11 protein-coding genes and 2 pseudogenes are annotated in these 19,966 nt (G+C 30.2%); 3 read left to right on the top strand and 10 right to left on the bottom strand.

The genetic code is table 11. The features are described from left to right. Positions 1–23: 23 nt before the first annotated feature. The 5 genes and pseudogenes from CXF68_RS18930 to CXF68_RS18910 all read right to left on the bottom strand — a co-directional run bounded on the left by CXF68_RS18930 (position 24) and on the right by CXF68_RS18910 (position 8,074). On the bottom strand, positions 24–2,684 hold the full coding sequence (locus tag CXF68_RS18930; RefSeq protein ID WP_101046746.1) for a glycoside hydrolase family 19 protein: 2,661 nt from the start codon (positions 2,682–2,684) through the stop codon (positions 24–26). A 570-nt stretch (positions 2,685–3,254) separates the two neighbouring features. Next, the gene (locus tag CXF68_RS18925; protein WP_101046744.1) at positions 3,255–4,016 is read right to left on the bottom strand and encodes a TIGR02757 family protein; all 762 of its coding nucleotides are present in this window, start codon (positions 4,014–4,016) and stop codon (positions 3,255–3,257) included. 1 nt (position 4,017) lies between these two features. Next, positions 4,018–4,569: a CPBP family intramembrane glutamic endopeptidase gene (locus CXF68_RS18920; protein ID WP_101046742.1), complete on the bottom strand. Its 552-nt coding sequence runs from the start codon at positions 4,567–4,569 to the stop codon at positions 4,018–4,020. Positions 4,570–4,883: 314 nt separating this feature from the next. Further along, positions 4,884–5,537, bottom strand: a pseudogene (locus tag CXF68_RS18915) (ABC transporter ATP-binding protein); the annotation flags it as partial. Positions 5,538–5,608: 71 nt separating this feature from the next. Beyond that, positions 5,609–8,074 carry a DUF5916 domain-containing protein gene (locus tag CXF68_RS18910; protein ID WP_101046740.1) on the bottom strand — a complete coding sequence of 822 codons (2,466 nt, stop codon included), beginning with the start codon at positions 8,072–8,074 and terminating at the stop codon, positions 5,609–5,611. Between the two features lie 227 nt (positions 8,075–8,301). Here CXF68_RS18910 and sucC (CXF68_RS18905) point away from each other — a divergent pair, with 227 nt between their 5' ends. The 3 genes and pseudogenes from sucC (CXF68_RS18905) to sucC (CXF68_RS18895) all read left to right on the top strand — a co-directional run. Continuing rightward, positions 8,302–9,498 (top strand): ADP-forming succinate--CoA ligase subunit beta, encoded by a 1,197-nt coding sequence (gene sucC / locus CXF68_RS18905; RefSeq protein ID WP_101046738.1) that lies wholly within the window; start codon positions 8,302–8,304, stop codon positions 9,496–9,498. A gap of 116 nt (positions 9,499–9,614) precedes the next feature. Further along, positions 9,615–10,178, top strand: coding sequence for a hypothetical protein (locus CXF68_RS18900; protein WP_101046736.1), 564 nt, complete (start codon positions 9,615–9,617; stop codon positions 10,176–10,178). 35 nt (positions 10,179–10,213) lie between these two features. Further along, a pseudogene (gene sucC, locus CXF68_RS18895) lies at positions 10,214–10,393 on the top strand (succinate--CoA ligase subunit beta); the annotation flags it as partial. A gap of 148 nt (positions 10,394–10,541) precedes the next feature. Here the strand turns inward: sucC (CXF68_RS18895) and CXF68_RS18890 are convergent. The 5 genes from CXF68_RS18890 to CXF68_RS18870 form a co-directional block, all read right to left on the bottom strand. Further along, entirely contained in the window at positions 10,542–11,402 is an 861-nt protein-coding gene (locus CXF68_RS18890; RefSeq protein WP_101046734.1) for an SDR family oxidoreductase, read from the bottom strand. A gap of 57 nt (positions 11,403–11,459) precedes the next feature. Next, entirely contained in the window at positions 11,460–12,041 is a 582-nt protein-coding gene (locus tag CXF68_RS18885; RefSeq protein ID WP_101046732.1) for a Crp/Fnr family transcriptional regulator, read from the bottom strand. A 95-nt stretch (positions 12,042–12,136) separates the two neighbouring features. Then, positions 12,137–14,128, bottom strand: a complete 1,992-nt coding sequence (gene uvrB / locus CXF68_RS18880) for an excinuclease ABC subunit UvrB (protein WP_101046730.1) — start codon at positions 14,126–14,128, stop codon at positions 12,137–12,139. Positions 14,129–14,193: 65 nt separating this feature from the next. Continuing rightward, positions 14,194–18,273, bottom strand: a complete 4,080-nt coding sequence (locus CXF68_RS18875; RefSeq protein WP_101046728.1) for a choice-of-anchor L domain-containing protein — start codon at positions 18,271–18,273, stop codon at positions 14,194–14,196. Positions 18,274–18,337: 64 nt separating this feature from the next. Next, positions 18,338–19,717 carry a T9SS type B sorting domain-containing protein gene (locus tag CXF68_RS18870; protein WP_157822008.1) on the bottom strand — a complete coding sequence of 460 codons (1,380 nt, stop codon included), beginning with the start codon at positions 19,715–19,717 and terminating at the stop codon, positions 18,338–18,340. Between the last annotated feature and the right edge of the window lie 249 nt (positions 19,718–19,966).

Here is a 19,966-nt window from a genome sequence, read left to right as displayed (position 1 = left end):
AGTAAACTATCTAAAAAAAGGTTTTAATTATTTTTAATTATTTTTTTGAAATAGATGTTATTATCTATATGAATTTTGAAAAAGTATAAACCACGTTCAAAATTTGTTAAGTATTCAGTAAATGCTTTTATATTTTTCACTTCATTTTTAGAGAAAGATTGTGATTTAATTAATCTTCCTGAAATATTGTATAGATCAATTTTAACAGCAGAAGCATTCTTTGCTTTTATAGTAAGATCTACAATATTATTTGTTGCATTAGAAGGTATAGTATAATTGTAATTTTTTTCTAATTTATTAGAGCATACGCCAACACTTTCCCATGCCATTTCCCAATAAGTACCAGTACTAGGAGCGTAAGCCCATGCTGCGGTTGATGAACACCATCCAGGAATGTTACATTTAAATTTTTCGCCTTGATTAACAACTTCTTCATTCAGTTTATAAGATGTACCTGCTGCGTATTGTTGTGTTGTTCCGCAGCCTCCACTTACAACTTCAGATACTGTAATAGCAATAGGAGAAGATGTTGTTTTTGCTCCTTCATTATCGGTTGCTATTGCAGTTAATGTATGATTACCTACAGTTGAATTTGTAATTACATAATTATATGGTGTAGTGGTACTTTCACCTATTTTAGCTCCATTATTAAAAAATGCTACACTAGCAATTGTTCCATCACTATCAGAAGCATTTGCTGTAATAGCAATAGTTTCTCCTACATTAAAAGAAGTATTGTTGCCTGGAGATATAATATTTACTGACGGTGCTTTATTGTCAACTACACCTACTTTTTTTACAGTAAAAGTAATTTCTTTTTCTGTAGTGTTATTGTCATTATCAGTAGCTGATGCTATAATTGTTACTTTCCCGTATGCTGTAGGTGTATAATTTGCCTCATAACTATTTCCAGATAGAGTAGCAGAAATAGTAGTAGTACCTTGTTTAAAATTAAATGATTTAATAGTACCGTCAGCATCTGTAGCTTTAGCTTCTAAGGTTATTGATGAAAGTACATCTTGTTCAATAATTTGTCCATTAGCAGGAGATTCCCATGTTATAACTGGAGCGGAAACATCAATAATATCACATTCTTTAATAAATTCCCATACAGAATCTATGCCAGGGGTACTACCGCTACCTGCATACCATTTGTTTCTATAAATGATATTATTATATTTAACATAATTATCTTTTTTGCTATAGATTTTGGTAGAACTCCATTCTGTAATTTCTTGACAATCTATATTCACTCCATCCCAAACAATAACTTTAATTGAAGATGTTGCGCTAGTTCCGTTTACAAAAACAGCATTTGATGTTATTGTATGCGCTTTATAGCTAGACGGTGTCCAGTTAAATGTTACACCATTAAAGGTTTGATTTCCTATTGATGTAGTAACGCTTTTTAATTGCGTATTTTTTTCATCTATTACTAAAGTAACAGGAATCGCTGTAAATGTAGTTTGCTTGAATATTTGGTCATTTACAGGGCTAGAAAATGTAATTTGAGGTTTTTGTGCACATGGTTCAGCTGTTAAATCAGCAGAATCACCACCGTACTTACTCATGTCTTTACATCCACAATCAGAAAGGTCATTAACACCATCCATATCAGTTCCGACTTCATAAATAGTTGTAAATCTTTTATAATATCCAATTCGATCTAATACTTGAGGCTTTTCTGTTCCTTGTCCACATTCTACACCTCCATTAATAATATTTACTGTCATTCCTAATCCAGGTACCCTATTTTTAGAAATATCTAATTCATTAGGAATCCATTCATTTACCATTACATTGTGTGCAGAAGGTTTAGGGTATTGTGGAGTCATCCAAAACCAAATGGCTGTTTGAAAAGCTAATGCAGCATCTTCTATTATTTTTTCAGGATTATCTAGCAAAACTTGTTTATCTCCAAATATAAACTCACTAGCAGGACCATAATTATAATTGTATGACAATTGAATTGGACCTCTACCTTTATAAGATTTACCAGGCGTTGGTGGATAATTAACATCTGGATATGCATATGAAGCTTGCGTTGGTTCTTCTCTAAAGTGAAGACCCCATGAAAATTGCCCTCCTGGAGCCGTTGGCCAGCCACCTGTTGTTTCATGTGATATGTTTGCAAAAAAAGCAGTTATTTCTCTCTTTCTAGTTTCAAGATTACCTTCTTTTAAAAATAATCCGTAATCAACTTCTTCTATAAGAATTTCTTTTTCACTGTTTCTAGGAGCATCAAAATCAACATCTGATCGAATTAGTTTAGAAACATTAGTTATTTTATCTACGCGAGTAACCTTGTATGCATTTGTACCACACCTGCGTTCAAAAATTACTTTAATTTTACTCATTCGATTAATAGCATCAATAAAAGATTCGTATGTGTAAAAATCATCAGCAGGGTCTAATACCCAACCATCGCTTCCTGTATTTTTAGCTCCGAATCTATATGGAAATAAAGTATTCCATAGTTCTTTATTTATTAACTCATTAATTTGAGTTGATGTGTTAGGGATTTCTGTTTTGGAGGAGTATTTTGAAGTTAATGTTTCAGAATAGACCTCTTTTTCACTAGAAAAAGTTTGATTGATAATTGAGAAAAAGAAAACGAGAATAAGCATCCGAATTTTCTTATTCATTAACCAATAAATTTGTGAGGGGACTAGATTTTTTTTCATTGTTTGTGTTTTAAATTACTTATTAATAAGTGGTTAAATCTCTATTTTTAAAGCCCCTTTAAAAAATAAAATATGCAAACAACTTATTTTAACCTATAAATAACTTTAAGGTACTTACAAATGACAATGATTATTAGCCTTATTTTGCTAGTTTGTTAATACATGAAAAAACGATTTAGTATAATTTTCTTTCATAATTTAAATAGTTTTTATGTTTTTTTGTTGTTGTTATTGTTTGAAAATGAATTGGTTAAGTGTTTGTTTTTTTCTTGTTTATTAACTGTGAAAATGATTGGGATTATATGGTTTAATGGGGAGATATTGATGAGGTAAAAAAATATAATTGCTGTTTGTAGTTCAGATTAGGTAAAACCTTATGTGATTTGGTACTAGACTTGTAAAAGGAAGGTGTTCTTTTTTTATGTATTTATAGCATACGTAAATAAAAGTAAAATTAATTTCGGTAGAAAAATACGAATGTACTAAGAGGTTACTAAACATAGAATATAGGTACTAGTATAGTAAGGAGAGATAGTTTGTATTTATAGAGATGAATATTTTAATAGATGTTTAAAATTTTTCAAAAACACCCAAACCAAATAAAGCAAAATCATATTTTACAGGATCACCTTCATCAAAACTTCGTAAAGTGATATCTAATTCAGTTAAAGCTTTCCAGTCGTTTTGTTTTCTAGTTAAAATTCCTAATTTACGAGCTACGTTTCCTGAATGTACATCTAACGGACAATGTAAATGAGATGGTGAATGTGTTTTCCAAACGCCTAAATCTACTCCGGTTTTATCATTACGAACCATCCAACGGAGAAACATGTTTATTCTTTTAGATGCTGAGCCTTTTAAAGGGTCAGAAACATGCTTTAAGGTTCTTTGTTGATGGTGTACTTCAAAGAAAATTTGTTTAAAGTGATGTATTGCTAATTGATAGTTATTGGTATTTTTAGTAGCTAAAACAGCTTCTAATCCGTTATGGTTTGTATAGATGTTTTTGAGTGATTTTATAAAGAATTTAAAATCGTCAGCATTAAAAGTACGGTGCACAAAGCCATCAAAATTAGCTAGATCATCTTCAGTATGATTCATAACAAAGTCATATGGAGAGTTTCCTAGTAACTCAACCATTTTTAATGCATTACGAATAATCATTTTTCTATTTCCCCAAGCAATAGTTGCTGCTAAAAAACCAGCTATTTCAATATCTTCTTTTAAAGAAAACTGATGTGGAATTTGAATAGGGTCACTTTCTATAAAATCAGGGTTATTGTATTTTATTACTTTTTCGTCAAGAAATTCTTTAAGTTCTGTTTTGTTCATATTATATTAAATCTACTGCAAAACTAATTAAAACAAAAAAAGCATTATAGCTAGCGTGTAAAAGAATACTCCAAATTAAACCGAAGCGTACTCTAATAAAGCCTAAATAGCCACCTAAAATTATTTGTGGAGCTACTAAAATAGGAGCTAATATAAGCACATTAGTGGTTATATGAAAATTAGATAAATGGATAAATCCAAAAACAATAGCAAAAACGTAAAAAACTATTTTGAAATATTTCTTATTATGAAATAATGTTACAGGTGCTCTAAAAAATAACTCTTCAAATAAGGGAGCGGCTAAGACTGCAAATAGAAAAACTTTTGTTTTAGACATGTTTTTCATTAACTCTTCCATAGCATGTGTATTCATATCTATCCAACCTAAATGCTCTATTAGAGCAAATAAAGGAGATAATAAAGCTGCTGTAAGTATACTTATAATAAGTAAATGGAAGAATTTTTTGAATCGGTAAAAATTATCTCGATTGTTATCTTCTTCTAAAACAGGTGCTTTTAAATATTTAATTAATTCACTGAATGTCTCTTTCATTATAAATCTATTTGCTAATAAGTAGTTAAAAAGAGATGTTTGTTACAAAAGGATTTATTGTAATATTATTTTTTAGTAAAAAAAATGTTTTTTGCCCCAAAAATAAAACCGTATAGTCCCACTAAAGTTAAAGGAATTCCTGTAATTAAACTCCAATTTGTTCCAAAAAATATACCAATAGAACCTGCTGTTAAAGCACCGATACCTCCTAAAAATAATTTTCGGGCTTTATATTTATTATTAGTTGATGTTAAATTATTAGTTGAAGTAAATTCAGTACTAACATTGTTAAGATTTATATTTTCAGGATTTGTTATAATTCCGTCTTTCATAGTTAGAGTGCGGTCTGCCATTTCAGCTAATTCTTTGTTGTGGGTTACTAAAACAAAGGTTTGTCCGAATTTATCTCGTAATTCAAAAAATAATTTATGTAAATTTTCAGCAGAAGTAGAATCTAAATTACCAGAAGGTTCATCAGCAAAAATAACTGAGGGTTCGTTAATTAAAGCTCTGGCAACAGCTACACGTTGTTGTTCTCCGCCAGAAAGTTCATTTGGTTTATGACTTTCTCTATGCGATAATCCTAAAAAATTAAGTAATTCTTTTGCTCTTTTTTCAGTTTGTAATTTGGGTTTTCCACCAATGAAAGCAGGTATACAAACATTTTCTAAAGCTGTAAATTCAGGTAATAATTGATGGAACTGAAATATGAAGCCAATATGTTTGTTTCTAAAGGAAGAAATTTCCTTGTCACTAAAATTTTTTATAGAAACTTCGTTAAGAAACAACTCGTAATTTTCTGTTGTTTGTGGTCTATCTAAGGTTCCTAAAATTTGAAGTAAAGTTGTCTTTCCTGCTCCGGAAGGACCAACAATAGCAACAATTTCTCCTTTTTTAATATGAAGGTTAACACCTTTAAGTATTTCAACATCACCATAGCTTTTATGGATATTTTTAGCAACAATCATAGTTTTATATTCAATATAACGAATGTATAAAAAAGAAATCAGATAAACTTTAAAGGTTATCTGATTTCAAATTATAAATATTTTTTTACGTTATTGTAATCAATAAAATAAACAAGTCTAACAGAAAAAGTATGTCGATTAGATTCTGCTAAAAGATTTTCTATGTTTTCAGAAAATTTTTGATTAGCATCTTCATTATTATTAGATATAGAATTTCTGTAAAAAGCAATTAATTGACTACCAGGAGCGAATTGCCACAAATAGTTTACATCTAAATTCCAACTGTTAAAATTTTTATCATGAATATCATTATAATTAGTTTCAGTTAACGCTCCATCCGTTTTGTTTAATGTGTAAAATTGATTTTCATAAGGAACTTTACTCCAATTATGTCTAAAAGATAATGAAAGGGATGATTTTGTACTAAAACTATATTTACCTGTTAAAGAATTATTGTAGGTTGTCCAATTTCTTTGGCCGAAAATAATTTCATCTAAAAAAGGAGCATGAGTAGGGTTTTCATCTATATCATCTTGATCAATTTTATTAGCAAAACCTTGATCGTTATTTGTATGCCCATATCTAAAGCCATAAATTAAAGAAAACTGGTTGTTAAAACGATACCTAGGAGATATTCTAAAACCGTAACTTTCTTTTGGATTGTTTTTAAAGAAAGTATAATACCAGTTATAATCAATAGCAAATTTCTTTCTGTAGTCGGTAGACCCCCAATGATTTATGTTTAGTCTTTCAGGTCTTTTAAAATAAATACCACTAGTATTACCTTCTCTTGATTCATTAAAATCTTTTCTTTCAGTGCTATAGTTAAGGTTTGCTCCGAAACCAAAACGTTTTTTAGTTTGCGCTCTAAAAGATAAATGTAAGTTAGTACCTGTATATGTATCAGGTTTATGTAAGAAATTAACATTGTAACGCATGTTAATTCTATAATCATTAAAAATACCTTTTGGTTTTAATAATAAATACGAAGCGAAACCATAGATAGTTTGTTCGTTATTACTAAATAAAATACCTAAATCGTTTGGATTGAAGTTTTTATCTTCTAAATTATAACCAACTTCACCTCTCCAATTACCAGATTGTTTACCAATACTAGTATCAAAGGTGTAACCTGTATTAGGATTGTCTTCATCATCATAAATATTACTCATTTTAAATGAGCCATCTATATTGTATCTGCTTTTTTTATCCTCAACATGCCAAAGTAAACCAGTAACATTTGCATCTCTAAAACTACCATCTCTAGTAACATTTGTATTTATTAATGTTACTGCTGAATTTTGATTAAATTGTTGATCTAAAACTAAGATATTGTAATTAGAAAGAGGATTAATAACTTCTTTTCGAACCTCTTTTGTTGTGTTGTTTTGAATGGTAGCTTCAGTTTTACCCGTAATGGCATTAAAAAAACCAATACCTAAACCGTTTTTTGTTCTTCCTGAAATTTTTATAGCATTAAGCATTTGTACTTTTTCAGGTGAATCAATTAGTGTTTCTATATCTTCATCTACTGATGCTGAGTTTATAGGGGAACCCCCAACTCTACGAGAATAAAACAAACGTCCTTTTGTAAATAATTCAGTTCCTTCTGTAAAAAATTGTCTTTGTTCAGAAAATTGTTGTTCAAAAGGGCCTAAGTTTAAAGTTACATTATCAAAAGCAGTTTGACCAAAATCTGGGATTAAAGTAGCGTCTAATGTAAAATTTTCTGTAAGTCCGTATTTTAAATCCATACCAACACTCCAATCAAAATCTGTTTTTCCTTCGAAAGTACTTGTTGTTGCAGAAGCATATGGGTAAAAGTTTAAACGAGTAGGTGGAGTAATGTTTTTAAAGTTTTCAACTAAACCATCATATTGTGTCCAGCTTCCTTTAGTATTATCAATATGACTCCAAGTAAAACGAGCATTTATGTTTTTTACTTCTCTGTGAAAATTAAAGCCCCATGATTGTATAGGTCTGTTCGCAAAACGTAATGCTCTATAGGGTATTTTCATTTCTACAGACCAATTATTATCGTTTATTTTAATAGCGCTTTCCCATACGGCGTTCCAATTAAAATCTTCTCTACCTGTAGAAACTTTTGAGTCTGCTTGAACTCCAGCCGCTGTTACAATAAATGATGTTGGATTTTGCCCATCATCATTTGGGTTAATCATTAACATAAAAAAATCAGAATTACCTATACGATCTCTATTGTTAAATTCAGCAGGTATTTTAGAAGGATCAGGAGAGTACATTAAAGCACTTACGTATATTGCTTCATCATCATAGACTAATTTAACTTCAGTCTTATGTGTATTAGGCTCTTTTTCGCCATTAGTAGGTCGCATCATTACAAAATCTTTTGCGACAGGTATGTTATTCCATACAGATTCTTCTAATATACCATCTATTTTTGGCGGAGAACCCACACGAGTAGCATTTAATTTCTTTCTGCGTTTATTACTTTCTTGCGCTGTTATTCCTAAAGAAATAAATAAGAAAGGAACTAATAATGTGATGCTTCTGTACATAATTGATCGATGGCTATAAATAGTTACAAAAATATTTAGGATTTATGTTTTTAAATCACAAATTCATGTTAATTACCTTAAGGACACGTTAAAAAAGTATTAGTTACAGTTATAATGTTAAAAAAATGCAAAAAAATGTTGCAATAAAAAAAGTAATAATTATAATAAATAGTAATGTATTATAATTTGAATTTGTATTTTTGTTCGACTTTAAAAATTCATATCTAATGAACTTACACGAATATCAAGGTAAAGAAATATTAAACAGTTTTGGGGTTCGTATTCAACGCGGAGTTGTTGCAAATACACCAGAAGAAGCTGTTGAAGCAGCAAAGAAATTAACTGAAGAAACAGGTACAGGTTGGCACGTAATAAAAGCACAAGTACACGCAGGTGGTCGTGGAAAAGGAGGTGGAGTTAAGTTAGCTAAAAACTTAGACGAGGTAAAAAGTATTTCTAATGATATTTTAGGAATGATGTTAATTACTCCTCAAACGTCAGCTGAAGGTAAATTAGTAAATCAGGTTTTAATCTGTGAGGATGTGTATTATCCTGGAGCTAGTGAACCAGATGAATATTATATGTCGGTTTTATTAAATCGTGCAACTGGTAGAAACATGGTTATGTATTCTACTGAAGGTGGTATGGATATTGAAACAGTAGCAGAAGAAACGCCACATTTAATTTTTACAGAAGAAATTGATCCTTCTTTAGGATTAATGCCTTTTCAAGCTCGTAAAATTGCTTTTAACTTAGGTTTAAGCGGAGCTGCATTAAAAGAAATGACAAAGTTTGTTACTGCTTTATATACTGCGTATGTAAAATCAGATTCAGCAATGTTTGAAATTAACCCTGTGTTAAAAACATCTGATGATAAAATTATGGCTGTTGATGCTAAAGTTACTTTAGATGAAAACGCTTTATATCGTCATAAAGATTATGCAGCAATGCGTGATTTACGTGAAGAAAACCCTATTGAAGTAGAAGCTAAAGCTGCAGGTTTAAATTATGTAGATTTAGATGGAAATGTTGGATGTATGGTTAACGGAGCTGGTTTAGCAATGGGAACTATGGATTTAATTAAACAAGCAGGTGGTGAGCCAGCTAACTTTTTAGATGTTGGTGGTACTGCAGATGCTGAGCGTGTTGAAAAAGCTTTTGGAATTATTTTAAAAGATACAAACGTAAAAGCAATTTTAGTAAACATTTTTGGAGGAATCGTTCGTTGTGATCGTGTTGCTCAAGGTGTTGTAGATGCATACAAAAGTATGGGAGACAAAATTAATGTGCCTATTATTTGTCGTTTACAAGGAACAAATGCAAAAGAAGCAAAAGAATTAATTGACAATAGCGGAATGGAAATTATTTCTGCTACTGAGTTTCAAGAAGCTGCAGATAAAGTTGCAGAAGTTTTAGGAGCTTAAAAATATATTTAATTCTTAGTTAGATTTAGATACTTAAAACGCCTCACAATTTGTGAGGCGTTTTTGTTTTTTTAAATTATCTTGTTAAACTCTAAATAATATATAATTTACAAATAATGAAAAAAATATTATTACTAATTTTATTTCCTCTACAGTTAATCGCACAAGAAAAATCGAATTCTGAATTATTTTGGAATAAACTAGAAGCTCATTGTGGAAAGGCTTTTGAAGGAGAAATAATAGCAGGAGGAAAAGAAGGAGATGGTTTTACTGGAGAAAAATTAGTAATGCATATTCGTTCTTGTAAAGAGAACACGATTAGAATTCCATTTTTTGTTGGTGATAATAAATCTCGTACTTGGGTTTTTACAATGAGCACAGATAAATTAATTAAATTAAAACACGATCATCGACATAAAAATGGATTAGAAGATAAAATAACTCAATATGGTGGCTCTAATCCAAATATGGGATTAGAAAATATTCAATTCTTCCCAGCAGATAAACACACCGCGAGTTTAATTCCGTATGCTTCTAATAATGTTTGGTGGGTAACTATTGATAAAACAAGTTTTACCTATAATTTACGTAGAATAGGAACCGATAGGTTCTTCTCTGTAAAGTTTGATTTAACAAAAGAAGTTGAAACTCCAAGTGCTCCATGGGGAAGTGAGAATTAAAGGTTTTTCCTCAAAATAACAATTATGAGGTCTAAATATTTCAAGGGAGATATTATTCGAATCATGTTGCTCAAGGTGTTGTAGCTGCTTACAAAAGCATGGGCGACAAAATTAATGTGCCTATTATTTGCCATTTACAAGGAACAAATGCAAAGGAAGCAAAAGATTTAATTGACAATAGTGGAATGGAAATTATTTATACTGCTGATTTTTAAGAATCTGTAGATAAAGTTACAGAAGTTTTAGGAGCTTAATAATTAGTTTTTAGTTAAATATAAAAAAATCCTCACTTTGTAAAAAGTGAGGATTTTTTATTCTAAAACCTTGTTATCGATATTGATTTTTTTTGAGTTTTACTTTTATTCATTTTTGCTTCATTTTTTTTACTTCTTGTTCAAAAAAATCTTCAAGATGGTGAGTTCCGTATTCATTAGCAATGTGGTCAAAAGCCATAGATGTTAAAAAGAATTCATAAGGGCCGTAGGTTTTTGAAGATGTAAATGTTCTTAGAAACCAAATAATAAATCTTCTACTCCAATCTGGTAAATAACTAATTTTAATAGGTTTTTTCCAAGCTTCTAATGCTAGTTTGGCTAAATCGTTCTGACTTAAAATATCTACTCCTCCAGCAGTCTCTTCTTTAATTCCTTTACTCAAATTATCTACACAAACTTTTGCTAAATCGGCTCCGTGTATTGGGTTTAATTTACATTTACCATCTCCAAATAAATATACCTTACCGTTTTTTGCCATATTTAAGAAATCTTTCATATCAGAGAAGAATCCATTTGGGCGTAAAATAGAATGGTTTATTTTTGAGTTTTTAAGTTCGTCAACAAACTTTTCTTTAGCTTCAAATATTTTTAAGTTTTTTAGTTTGTCTCCGTTAATAGCTGATATATATTGAAAAGCTTCAACTTTGTCTTTTAATGCTTCTTGTAAAAGATTTGAGTTGCCTTGATAGTCAACATCCATATATGTCATTCCATCTTTTTGCTTAGTAATACCAATTGAAGAAAAAACCCAATCAATATTATTCGTTACCCCTTTTATGCTGTCTGAATCTGTAATATGTCCAATGAAAAAATCATCAACATCTTGAAATTTATTTTTTTGAGTTTCTTTTCTAATTAATACTCTTACCCAAAAACCTCTATTTTTAAGTTCTTTTACCACATATTGCCCTAAATATCCCGTGGCTCCTGCTACTAGTACTTTCTTCATTTTGTTTTATTTAACAACAAAATTAATTATTGCAGGTATTATTTTTCTTGACGAACGTCAAGAACGTTCTTTATTATATACTCGTTTTTTTATTCTACTTAAAGTTTCAGGAGATATTCCTAAAAAAGAAGCTATATATTGTTGAGGTGCGCGTTGAAATAATTCTTTTTTAGTTTTAAGCAACTCGAGGTATCTTTCTTCGGGTGATTTTGTTACGAATGAAGCAATTACTTTTTGACTTGTTATAAGTTCGTTTTCTACAGCTACACGTGCAATTATTTCCATTTTAGGTAGCTGTTTCGTAAGAATTTCAATATCAGATTTTGTGAAAATTATTAATTCTGTATGGTCAATTGCTTGATAGTTTTCTATGGCAGGGATATTAAAGGTAAAGCTTTCACCTGCACAAATAAATTGACCTTCGGTATAAAAAAAAGCTGTTTTGTCCGTTCCGTCAACATTATAGAACAGTCTAACACAACCTTTAGATACAAAGTATATTTCATTAGATATTTTTCCTTCTTCAAAAATTATTTCCTTTTTATGGTAAGTTTTTTTTGTGGTTTTTTTTTCAAGGAGTGACAGTTCTTCTTTATTTAAAGTGATATAGGTTTTAATATTTTCTAGTAATACATCCATTTTTTCAATTTAAATAATTCTTTTTAGATTATTTACAAGGGTAAGTTGTCTGTTATTTTTATGATTTTCATGGTTTGATAATTATTAAGTTATAACTACCCCAAATTTTTCCTTAAAACAGCAATTTCATCACGCAATTGAGCGGCTACCATAAAATCTAAAGATTTTGCAGCTTCTTCCATTTGTTTACGTTTTGCACGAATACGTTTTTCTATTTCTTCTTTAGGTAAATATTCTAAATCTTGTTCTGCTGCTTTTTGGATTGCGTTATCGTATTGATAGGTAGCAGTTGTTTCTTTTGAAAGTGTGTTATCTAATTTCTTGTTAATTTGGGTTGGTGTAATTCCGTTTTTAGTGTTGTAGTTTATTTGCTTTTCTCGGCGACGATCTGTTTCATCCATGGTACGTTGCATACTATTGGTAACTTTATCAGCATATAAAATTGCACGACCGTTAACATTTCTTGCTGCTCTACCAACAGTTTGCGTTATAGATCGGTGGCTACGTAAGAAACCTTCTTTATCGGCATCTAAAATAGCAACTAAAGACACTTCGGGTAAGTCCAATCCTTCACGAAGTAAGTTTACACCAATTAAAACATCAAATATTCCTTTTCGTAAATCTTGCATTATTTGTACACGCTCTAAAGTATCTACATCAGAATGAATGTAACGACAACGAATTTGAATTCGGGTTAAGTATTTTGCTAATTCCTCTGCCATACGTTTTGTTAAGGTAGTAACTAAAGTACGTTCATCTTTTTCTACTCTTATTTGAATTTCTTCAATTAAATCATCAATCTGATTCAAGCTAGGGCGTACTTCTATTATAGGGTCTAATAATCCTGTTGGTCGAATTACTTGCTCAACAAATACACCTTCAGTTTTTTGTAACTCATAATCAGCAGGAGTTGCAGAAACATAAATTACTTGGTTTTGTAATAGTTCAAATTCATCAAACTTTAAAGGACGATTGTCCATCGCAGCAGGTAAACGAAATCCGTATTCTACTAAGTTTTCTTTTCTGCTTCTATCGCCACCATACATTGCGTGTGTTTGCGGAATGGTAACATGACTTTCATCAATTACCATTAAATAGTCTTCTGGGAAATAATCTAATAAACAGAATGGTCGAGTTCCTGGTTCTCTTCCGTCTAAATATCTAGAATAGTTTTCGATACCAGAGCAATACCCTAATTCACGCATCATTTCTAAATCGAACTCAGTACGTTCTAATAAACGTTTTGCTTCTAAGTGTTTCCCAATTTCTTTAAGATAAGCTACGTGATTTACCATATCATCTTGTATTTTATGAATGGCATTTTGTAATACATCTGGTGAGGTAACAAATAGGTTTGCAGGGTAAATTGTTAATTCACTTAATTTTTCAATTACTTGATTGTCTTCAATATTAAAAGTTTCAATTTCTTCAATTTCATCTCCAAAAAAGTGAATACGATACCCACTATCTCCATAAGATGGGTAAATAGTAACAACATCACCTTTTACTTTAAATGTTCCACTTTTTATTTCTACTTCTGTTCTTGAATATAAACTAGTAACTAATTGATGTAAGAATTTTGTACGTGGTACTTGTTGATCTACCTTTATTGGAATTACATTTTTTTTAAATTCATTAGGGTTACCAATACCATATAAACACGAAACAGATGCAATAACTATAATATCTCTACGGCCAGAGAGAAGGGAAGAGGAGGTGCTAATTCGTAAGCGTTCTATTTCATCATTAATAGATAAGTCTTTTTCTATAAAAGTACCGGTAACAGGTATGTATGCTTCTGGTTGATAGTAATCATAATATGAAACAAAATACTCAACAGCATTGTTAGGGAAGAATTGCTTAAATTCTGAATATAATTGTGCAGCCAAAGTTTTGTTGTGAGCTAAGACTAAAGTAGGACGGTTGACTTCTGCAACAACATTGGCTACTGTAAAAGTTTTTCCAGAACCTGTAACTCCTAAAAGAGTTTGGTGTTTTTCTTCTGATATTAGTCCGTTAACTAATTGTTTTATTGCTGTTGGCTGATCGCCAGTAGGTTTAAAATCTGAGTGTAATTCAAAGTCCATGCAACAAAAATACGGATAGTTTAGGTGAAAAACTATCCGTATTTATTTGTTGTAAAAAGTTATTATTACCTTCTAAGTAAAGAGAAGTGCCCTTGATGTTGATGTATTTTTCCTTTTCTATCAACAAGTTGAATTTTAAACCAGTAATCGCTAGAAGGAAGTATTTTTCCTTTGTAGGTTCCGTTCCATCCTAGATTATCTATAGGCACGATGGCTACAATTTTTCCATATCTGTTAAAAATTGTAATGTTACTTGACGGATAAAAACTAGAATTGGCTCCTTTAATTCTCCAGGTGTCATTATTTCCATCTCCATTAGGGGTAAAGAATTTAGGGTATTGAATTACCGAGATTTCTAGCATAGCATCCGGTAAGCATCCATTTTTGTCATTAACTATAACTTTATAAAGTCCACCTGTAATATTTTCGAATAAAGGTTCGTCTTGAAAACTAGTTTGAAGGTTATCTTCATCTATAATAGCGAATTGATAGTCACCAATACCTAAATTTTTATTTTCAGTAATTATTTTTATAGAATAGTTGTCAAGTCCATTGTTATTAGTATCATCAACAATAACAATATCATCATCATTTAAAGTTGGATTTATAGATTCATTTACTACTATTTCTCTACTTCTTTTGCAAGAAGTACCGTCTAACATTGTTGCTGTAAGAATATAGGTTCCGCCTACGCTAACATCATAAAAAGTATCAGTACTAAGAATTTTAGCATCACCTTTTAATGTCCAGTTATAACTATAAGTTGCATTAGGATTGATTGGCTCTAATCTCGTTTGTGGATTATTTAAGCAAACAATTATAGGACTATCTACAGTAAAACTAGGTAAAGGGTTAATAATAATATTAAAAATTAGGTTTGTATTTACACAAGAAGTTTTATTATTAACTACTCTAACGTAAATTATTTGATTGTTAGCTGTGTTTTCATATTTGTTTTCATCAAGAGGTGAATTTCCTGATTGAGCATCAACTAAGTTTTGATGAAATGTAATATTGAAATTACTGTGTTCATTTATAGGGTAGTTTGTTAATATTTCTGGTATTTTATTTTTAAGTGTTATATCGCCATTAATTCCGTTAGCATCATCAGTATTAACATCTGTTTGATTATCACAATCTGTGTAATCTATGATGTTTAAAGGGATTTTTGGTTCTGGATGTATTATTAGTTGTAAGGTTGCAATGCCATACCTACAACCAGTTGTTTTATTTTGTATGCTAATATGAATAATTTCAGAAGCAGGATCATCTCCTAATAAATTTGCAGGGAAATTTGTCGTTGCAGGATCATTAGAATAGTTTGTTTTATTAAGAGGAAGTAGACCGTCAATAGCATTTTGAAGAGTTCTATGATAAGAAATTTCAAATAAGTTTGGGTCTCTACCATTAAGAACGTCTATATCTCTTTCAGATAAATTAATATTTTGGGAAAGCCTATTTCTAGAGTCACCATCACTAGAGGTTGCTATATCACAGATTTCTAAATTAGGAATTGCATTTATAATTGTAGGTAGTGGGTTTACAATGATATCAAATGTTACGTGATCATTAAAACAGCCAGTATTATTATTTACAACGCGTACATATATGGTTTGTTTGTCTCTAGTTTGATTGGTGTAATTAGTGTCATTTGGTATAGGTGAGTTTCCTGAGTTAGCATTACTAGCACTTGTGTGAAAAGTAACTGTATAGTTGGTTGTTGCTTGCGTTGCTCCTAAAATATCACTAACTTTATTTCTTAGGTTTATATTAGTATTTAAGCCATCATCAAAAGCTCCGCTATTAAAATCATCACAAAGCTCAAAATTAACTACATTATTAGCTATAGGTGGTTGTTGAGCCCAAATAGTAAAGCGACCAAGACCAGTACAATCATTATTTATAGTATTAATTATTTTAATATAAAGAGGTTGTGGTGTTATTGCTGGTACGTTTTTATTTCGATAATTAGAAAGATTGGTAATTTGGTTTTTAACAGCATCTCTATCAGCAATCGTTTCAAAGATTAAAACACCTAAATTAGGTCTGTTTGCTATTGGGAATAGAGCTTTTACATTATCTGTAACAGTATTTAAGTTAAAAAAAGTAATACCGTCAGTATCGTTGTTATTAAGATTGTTATTGCCGTCAATATCTAAAAAATCATCACAAGATCTAAATTCATTATTGTATGCTATATCAGTAGAGTAGCCAACAATAATATTAATTTTAGAAATACGATAACAGTTTTTATTAGAAAAAGTTCTTGCCCAAACAGAAACACCATTGGTTACCGGATGTGCAGTTTGATTTGTAATTTCAGCGGTGTCATTTATAGCATCACTTTCGGTAGGGTAGTATTTAAAAGTTTCGTTTATATGATTTGTTGAAATACTTTTTTGAGCAAGGGTTAAGTTAATAGTAGTGCTTAAATCAGGATCTGTATCACACTGTTTTAATGTTACAATATTATTTGTAATTACGGGTAATGGATTTACCTCTAAGTTAAAAGCTTTAGAAGTGTCATTACAAGCAATATTATTCTTGTTTTCTACTCTTACATAGATAGTTTGAGAGTTTATTGTTGTATTTCTATATAGAGTGTTTTTAGTAATTATATCTGTATTATTATCTGTTTGCGCACCAGATAAAGTTGTATGATATGATACATTGTAAATAGCAGGATCTAAGGTTCCTAAAATCTCATTATCTTTTGTATTTAATAGAAAATTATTGAAAAAACCATCAGTATCTCCTCCATTAATAATATCATCACAGTTTTGATAATTAATAGGGGTTTGAGGTATTGGTTTAGATGTAATAATCGATTTAAAAGAGGTGTCTACAAAACAATTTGTTGCACTTCTATTCCTTATTCTAATGTAAATAGTATCATTAGTAGTTAGGTTCGTATAGTTACTAGGTGTTGCTATTTCTGTAGTATACGCTATGTCAGAAAAAAATAATACTTCAAATACAGCATTGCTTTGACCATTTAAAATTTCATTTTCTTTGGATGATAAATCTATATTAACGTTTAAATTGTTATTACAAGTAAAAAGGGAATTTATTGCTGTATTATTTTTTGGGGCTGAAGAAAATTCTAAGACTATATCATCTTCATCTTTACATGTGCCATTGATAATTTTACAAGTGTATTTCCCATTACCTAAATTAGCTAAATAATCTTTTTGGGTTGCTAAAGGTATAATAACATCATCTTTATACCATTGGTAACTATCCGCAGTAATGTTTGAGGTTAACGTCTTTTCAGTTCCACAAACTGAGTTTCCGTTAGAAGATAAGAAATCAGTACCTAAGCTCAACCCTAAATTAAAACTACCTTTTTCTAAAAAAACAGCAGAATCAAGTCGACTATCTTTATTGTCAGCAATAACTAACTTTATATGATAAGTTACATTAGGGGTTACTGTAGCTTTTGCAATAAATACTTTTGTTCGTCCGTTAAAATTAGTATCACCAAGATTGTTACCTGCAAAATATGCTTCGTTTTTTGCAGGACATCCAGAAGCAATAGTGCCATGAACATTGACGACACTTACTGGTATAGTGGTACTAGGTATAACAGCTAAGTTTGTATAATTTGTTGTTCCAGATTTTCTTAATAAGAAGGCGAATCCATCTGCGAAACTACAGGGGTAATTACTTTGATACTCTTCTGAGGCCATTAAATATCGAAAACTAATATGATCAGACTTTGGAACAAAATCAAATTCTATGACGCTTGCATCTCTTAATTCTGGTTCGTTTAATGAATTACTTAGATCAGCATCGGTGTTCCCTGTTGTAGGGGAATCTAGATCACCAAAAATAGCTTCTCCTATCGGAAAAGCTTTTCCTGTAGAAATAACGATACCTTCTTTAAAAGGAAAATTACTTCCAGTTTTACTTTTAAAATACCCATAATTTTTGGTTTCAGTGTCTGAAGGATTTCCAAAAACAGATGAAGTTATATTTGTTACTTCGGTACAACTATTATCTATAAGAATTTTTTCGATAAGTTCTTTAGGAGAATATTTCGCTTCTATATGACTGCTCTGATTTACTTGTACAGTTGTTTGTGCTTTTAAGTGAGGTAACACAAAAAAGAATGCTATAATATTTATGTATAATTTTAATTTCATATTAAAGTTAAAACAGTTTTAAAATGATTTCCCCTACTTCTATTAGTAGTTGTATTATTAATGATTATCTTCTAAGAAGAGAAAAATGCCCATTATGTTGATGAATTTTTCCTTTTCTATCAACAAGTTCAGTTTTAAACCAGTAGTCGTTTGAAGGAAGTATTTTTCCTTTATAGGTTCCGTCCCATCCTAGATTGTTTATAGGCACGATGGCTACAATTTTTCCATATCTGTTAACAATCGTAATGTTACTTGACGGATAAAAACTAGAATTGGCTCCTCTAATTCTCCAGGTATCATTATTCCCATCCCCATTAGGTGTAAAGAATTTAGGGTATTGAATTACTGAAACTTCAATTTTAAAATTGGTTAAACAGCCATTCTTTCCATTAACCACAATCGTGTAAAAACCACCAGTAATATTTTCAAATAAAGGATTGTCTTGAAAATTAGTTTGAAAATTATCTTCATTTATAATAGCAAACTCATAATCATTGATAGTAATTTTTTTGTTTCCCGAAGTTATTTTGATAGAATAAATATCTAGATCGTTATTATTGGTGTCGTCAACAATAATGATATCATCATTGTTTAGCATTGGGTTTATATTTAAACTAAAACTGTCTGTAATAAAACATTCCGTTAATTTATTGGTTAGCCTTATAAAGATAGATTGAGGACTGTTTATGTTTCTATAAGCGTGAGGTGTTGTAATTGAATTTATACCTAAAATAGCATCATTATTAGATAAATGATAGGTGACATCTATATTAGTTTGAGTACCAATAATAGCATCGTTTTGAGTTAAATTAAAATCAGTAATATTATCATTAAGACCGTCATTATCGCATTTATTTATATCTAATGTATTATCAGGTAGAATAGTCTTATCAATTATGGGTTGATCAAAAAATGTAGCAGTCCCTGTCCATGTTAAATTGAAATTACTTTTACCTACAGGTCTGTCAATAACTAAAAAATACGATTCACCAGCATTAACATTTAACCATTTAACAAAACTATTGCCAGAAGGCCCTGGTCCTTCAGATGTATCAGTTTCTGTTTCATTCATGCCTGTTAAATTATTTGCTTGACCAGAAGATTTAGGGTTTGTGGTTGAGCAACGAATAGCTGTACCTAAATTGCTACATGTTGCTGTTGAAGGGAAAATAAAAAAATCAAAATCTTCATTAATGTCTTTATTTACAGGAGTTAAAGTGAATCCAAGAGTTCCTGTTGTTTTTATATGAAGTTTAAACCAAATGCTATTATTTTCCTTACTAGAACAAGTGTTTGATCCAGATAGTTCTTGTGCTCCGAAACCTGAAACAATAAGGTCAGAATAGCCACTGTTACCACAAACAGTAATTGCATCTTTACAATCGTTTTGAGAAAGTAAAATAGCAGAGGATAATAAAAACAATAGAAAAATAGTTTTTTTCATCATAATAAGTAAAATAAATTTAAAGTTTAGTTCTGAGATATTTTTGTTTGTTAAATAGCCTTTTTTACCATTCTATTTATAAAGTTTCGAATATAGTTTCTTTTGATTGTAATCTATTAATTCTAGAATGAAATTTATTAAAACTGCTGTTAAAATTAAAATATCTAATAAAAAAGATTTCTTAATTTGAATAATGGTGTAACACTTTATAATTTAAACTTATTGTTTCTTTTGTATTTAACGATAACT

Source organism: Tenacibaculum sp. Bg11-29 (genome assembly GCF_002836595.1).
In the GTDB taxonomy this organism is placed as follows: domain Bacteria; phylum Bacteroidota; class Bacteroidia; order Flavobacteriales; family Flavobacteriaceae; genus Polaribacter.
This window is presented reverse-complemented; position numbering and strand designations above follow the sequence as displayed.

Excerpts from the sequence above, each read along its gene's own strand:
- CXF68_RS18920 (WP_101046742.1), bottom strand. The coding sequence starts at position 4,569 with ATGAAAGAGACATTCAGTGAATTAATTAAATATTTAAAAGCACCTGTT.
- sucC (WP_101046738.1), top strand. The coding sequence starts at position 8,302 with ATGAACTTACACGAATATCAAGGTAAAGAAATATTAAACAGTTTTGGG.
- CXF68_RS18930 (WP_101046746.1), bottom strand. The coding sequence starts at position 2,684 with ATGAAAAAAAATCTAGTCCCCTCACAAATTTATTGGTTAATGAATAAG.
- CXF68_RS18910 (WP_101046740.1), bottom strand. The coding sequence starts at position 8,074 with ATGTACAGAAGCATCACATTATTAGTTCCTTTCTTATTTATTTCTTTA.
- CXF68_RS18885 (WP_101046732.1), bottom strand. The coding sequence starts at position 12,041 with ATGGATGTATTACTAGAAAATATTAAAACCTATATCACTTTAAATAAA.
- CXF68_RS18890 (WP_101046734.1), bottom strand. The coding sequence starts at position 11,402 with ATGAAGAAAGTACTAGTAGCAGGAGCCACGGGATATTTAGGGCAATAT.
- CXF68_RS18875 (WP_101046728.1), bottom strand. The coding sequence starts at position 18,273 with ATGAAATTAAAATTATACATAAATATTATAGCATTCTTTTTTGTGTTA.
- uvrB (WP_101046730.1), bottom strand. The coding sequence starts at position 14,128 with ATGGACTTTGAATTACACTCAGATTTTAAACCTACTGGCGATCAGCCA.
- CXF68_RS18870 (WP_157822008.1), bottom strand. The coding sequence starts at position 19,717 with ATGAAAAAAACTATTTTTCTATTGTTTTTATTATCCTCTGCTATTTTA.
- CXF68_RS18900 (WP_101046736.1), top strand. The coding sequence starts at position 9,615 with ATGAAAAAAATATTATTACTAATTTTATTTCCTCTACAGTTAATCGCA.
- CXF68_RS18925 (WP_101046744.1), bottom strand. The coding sequence starts at position 4,016 with ATGAACAAAACAGAACTTAAAGAATTTCTTGACGAAAAAGTAATAAAA.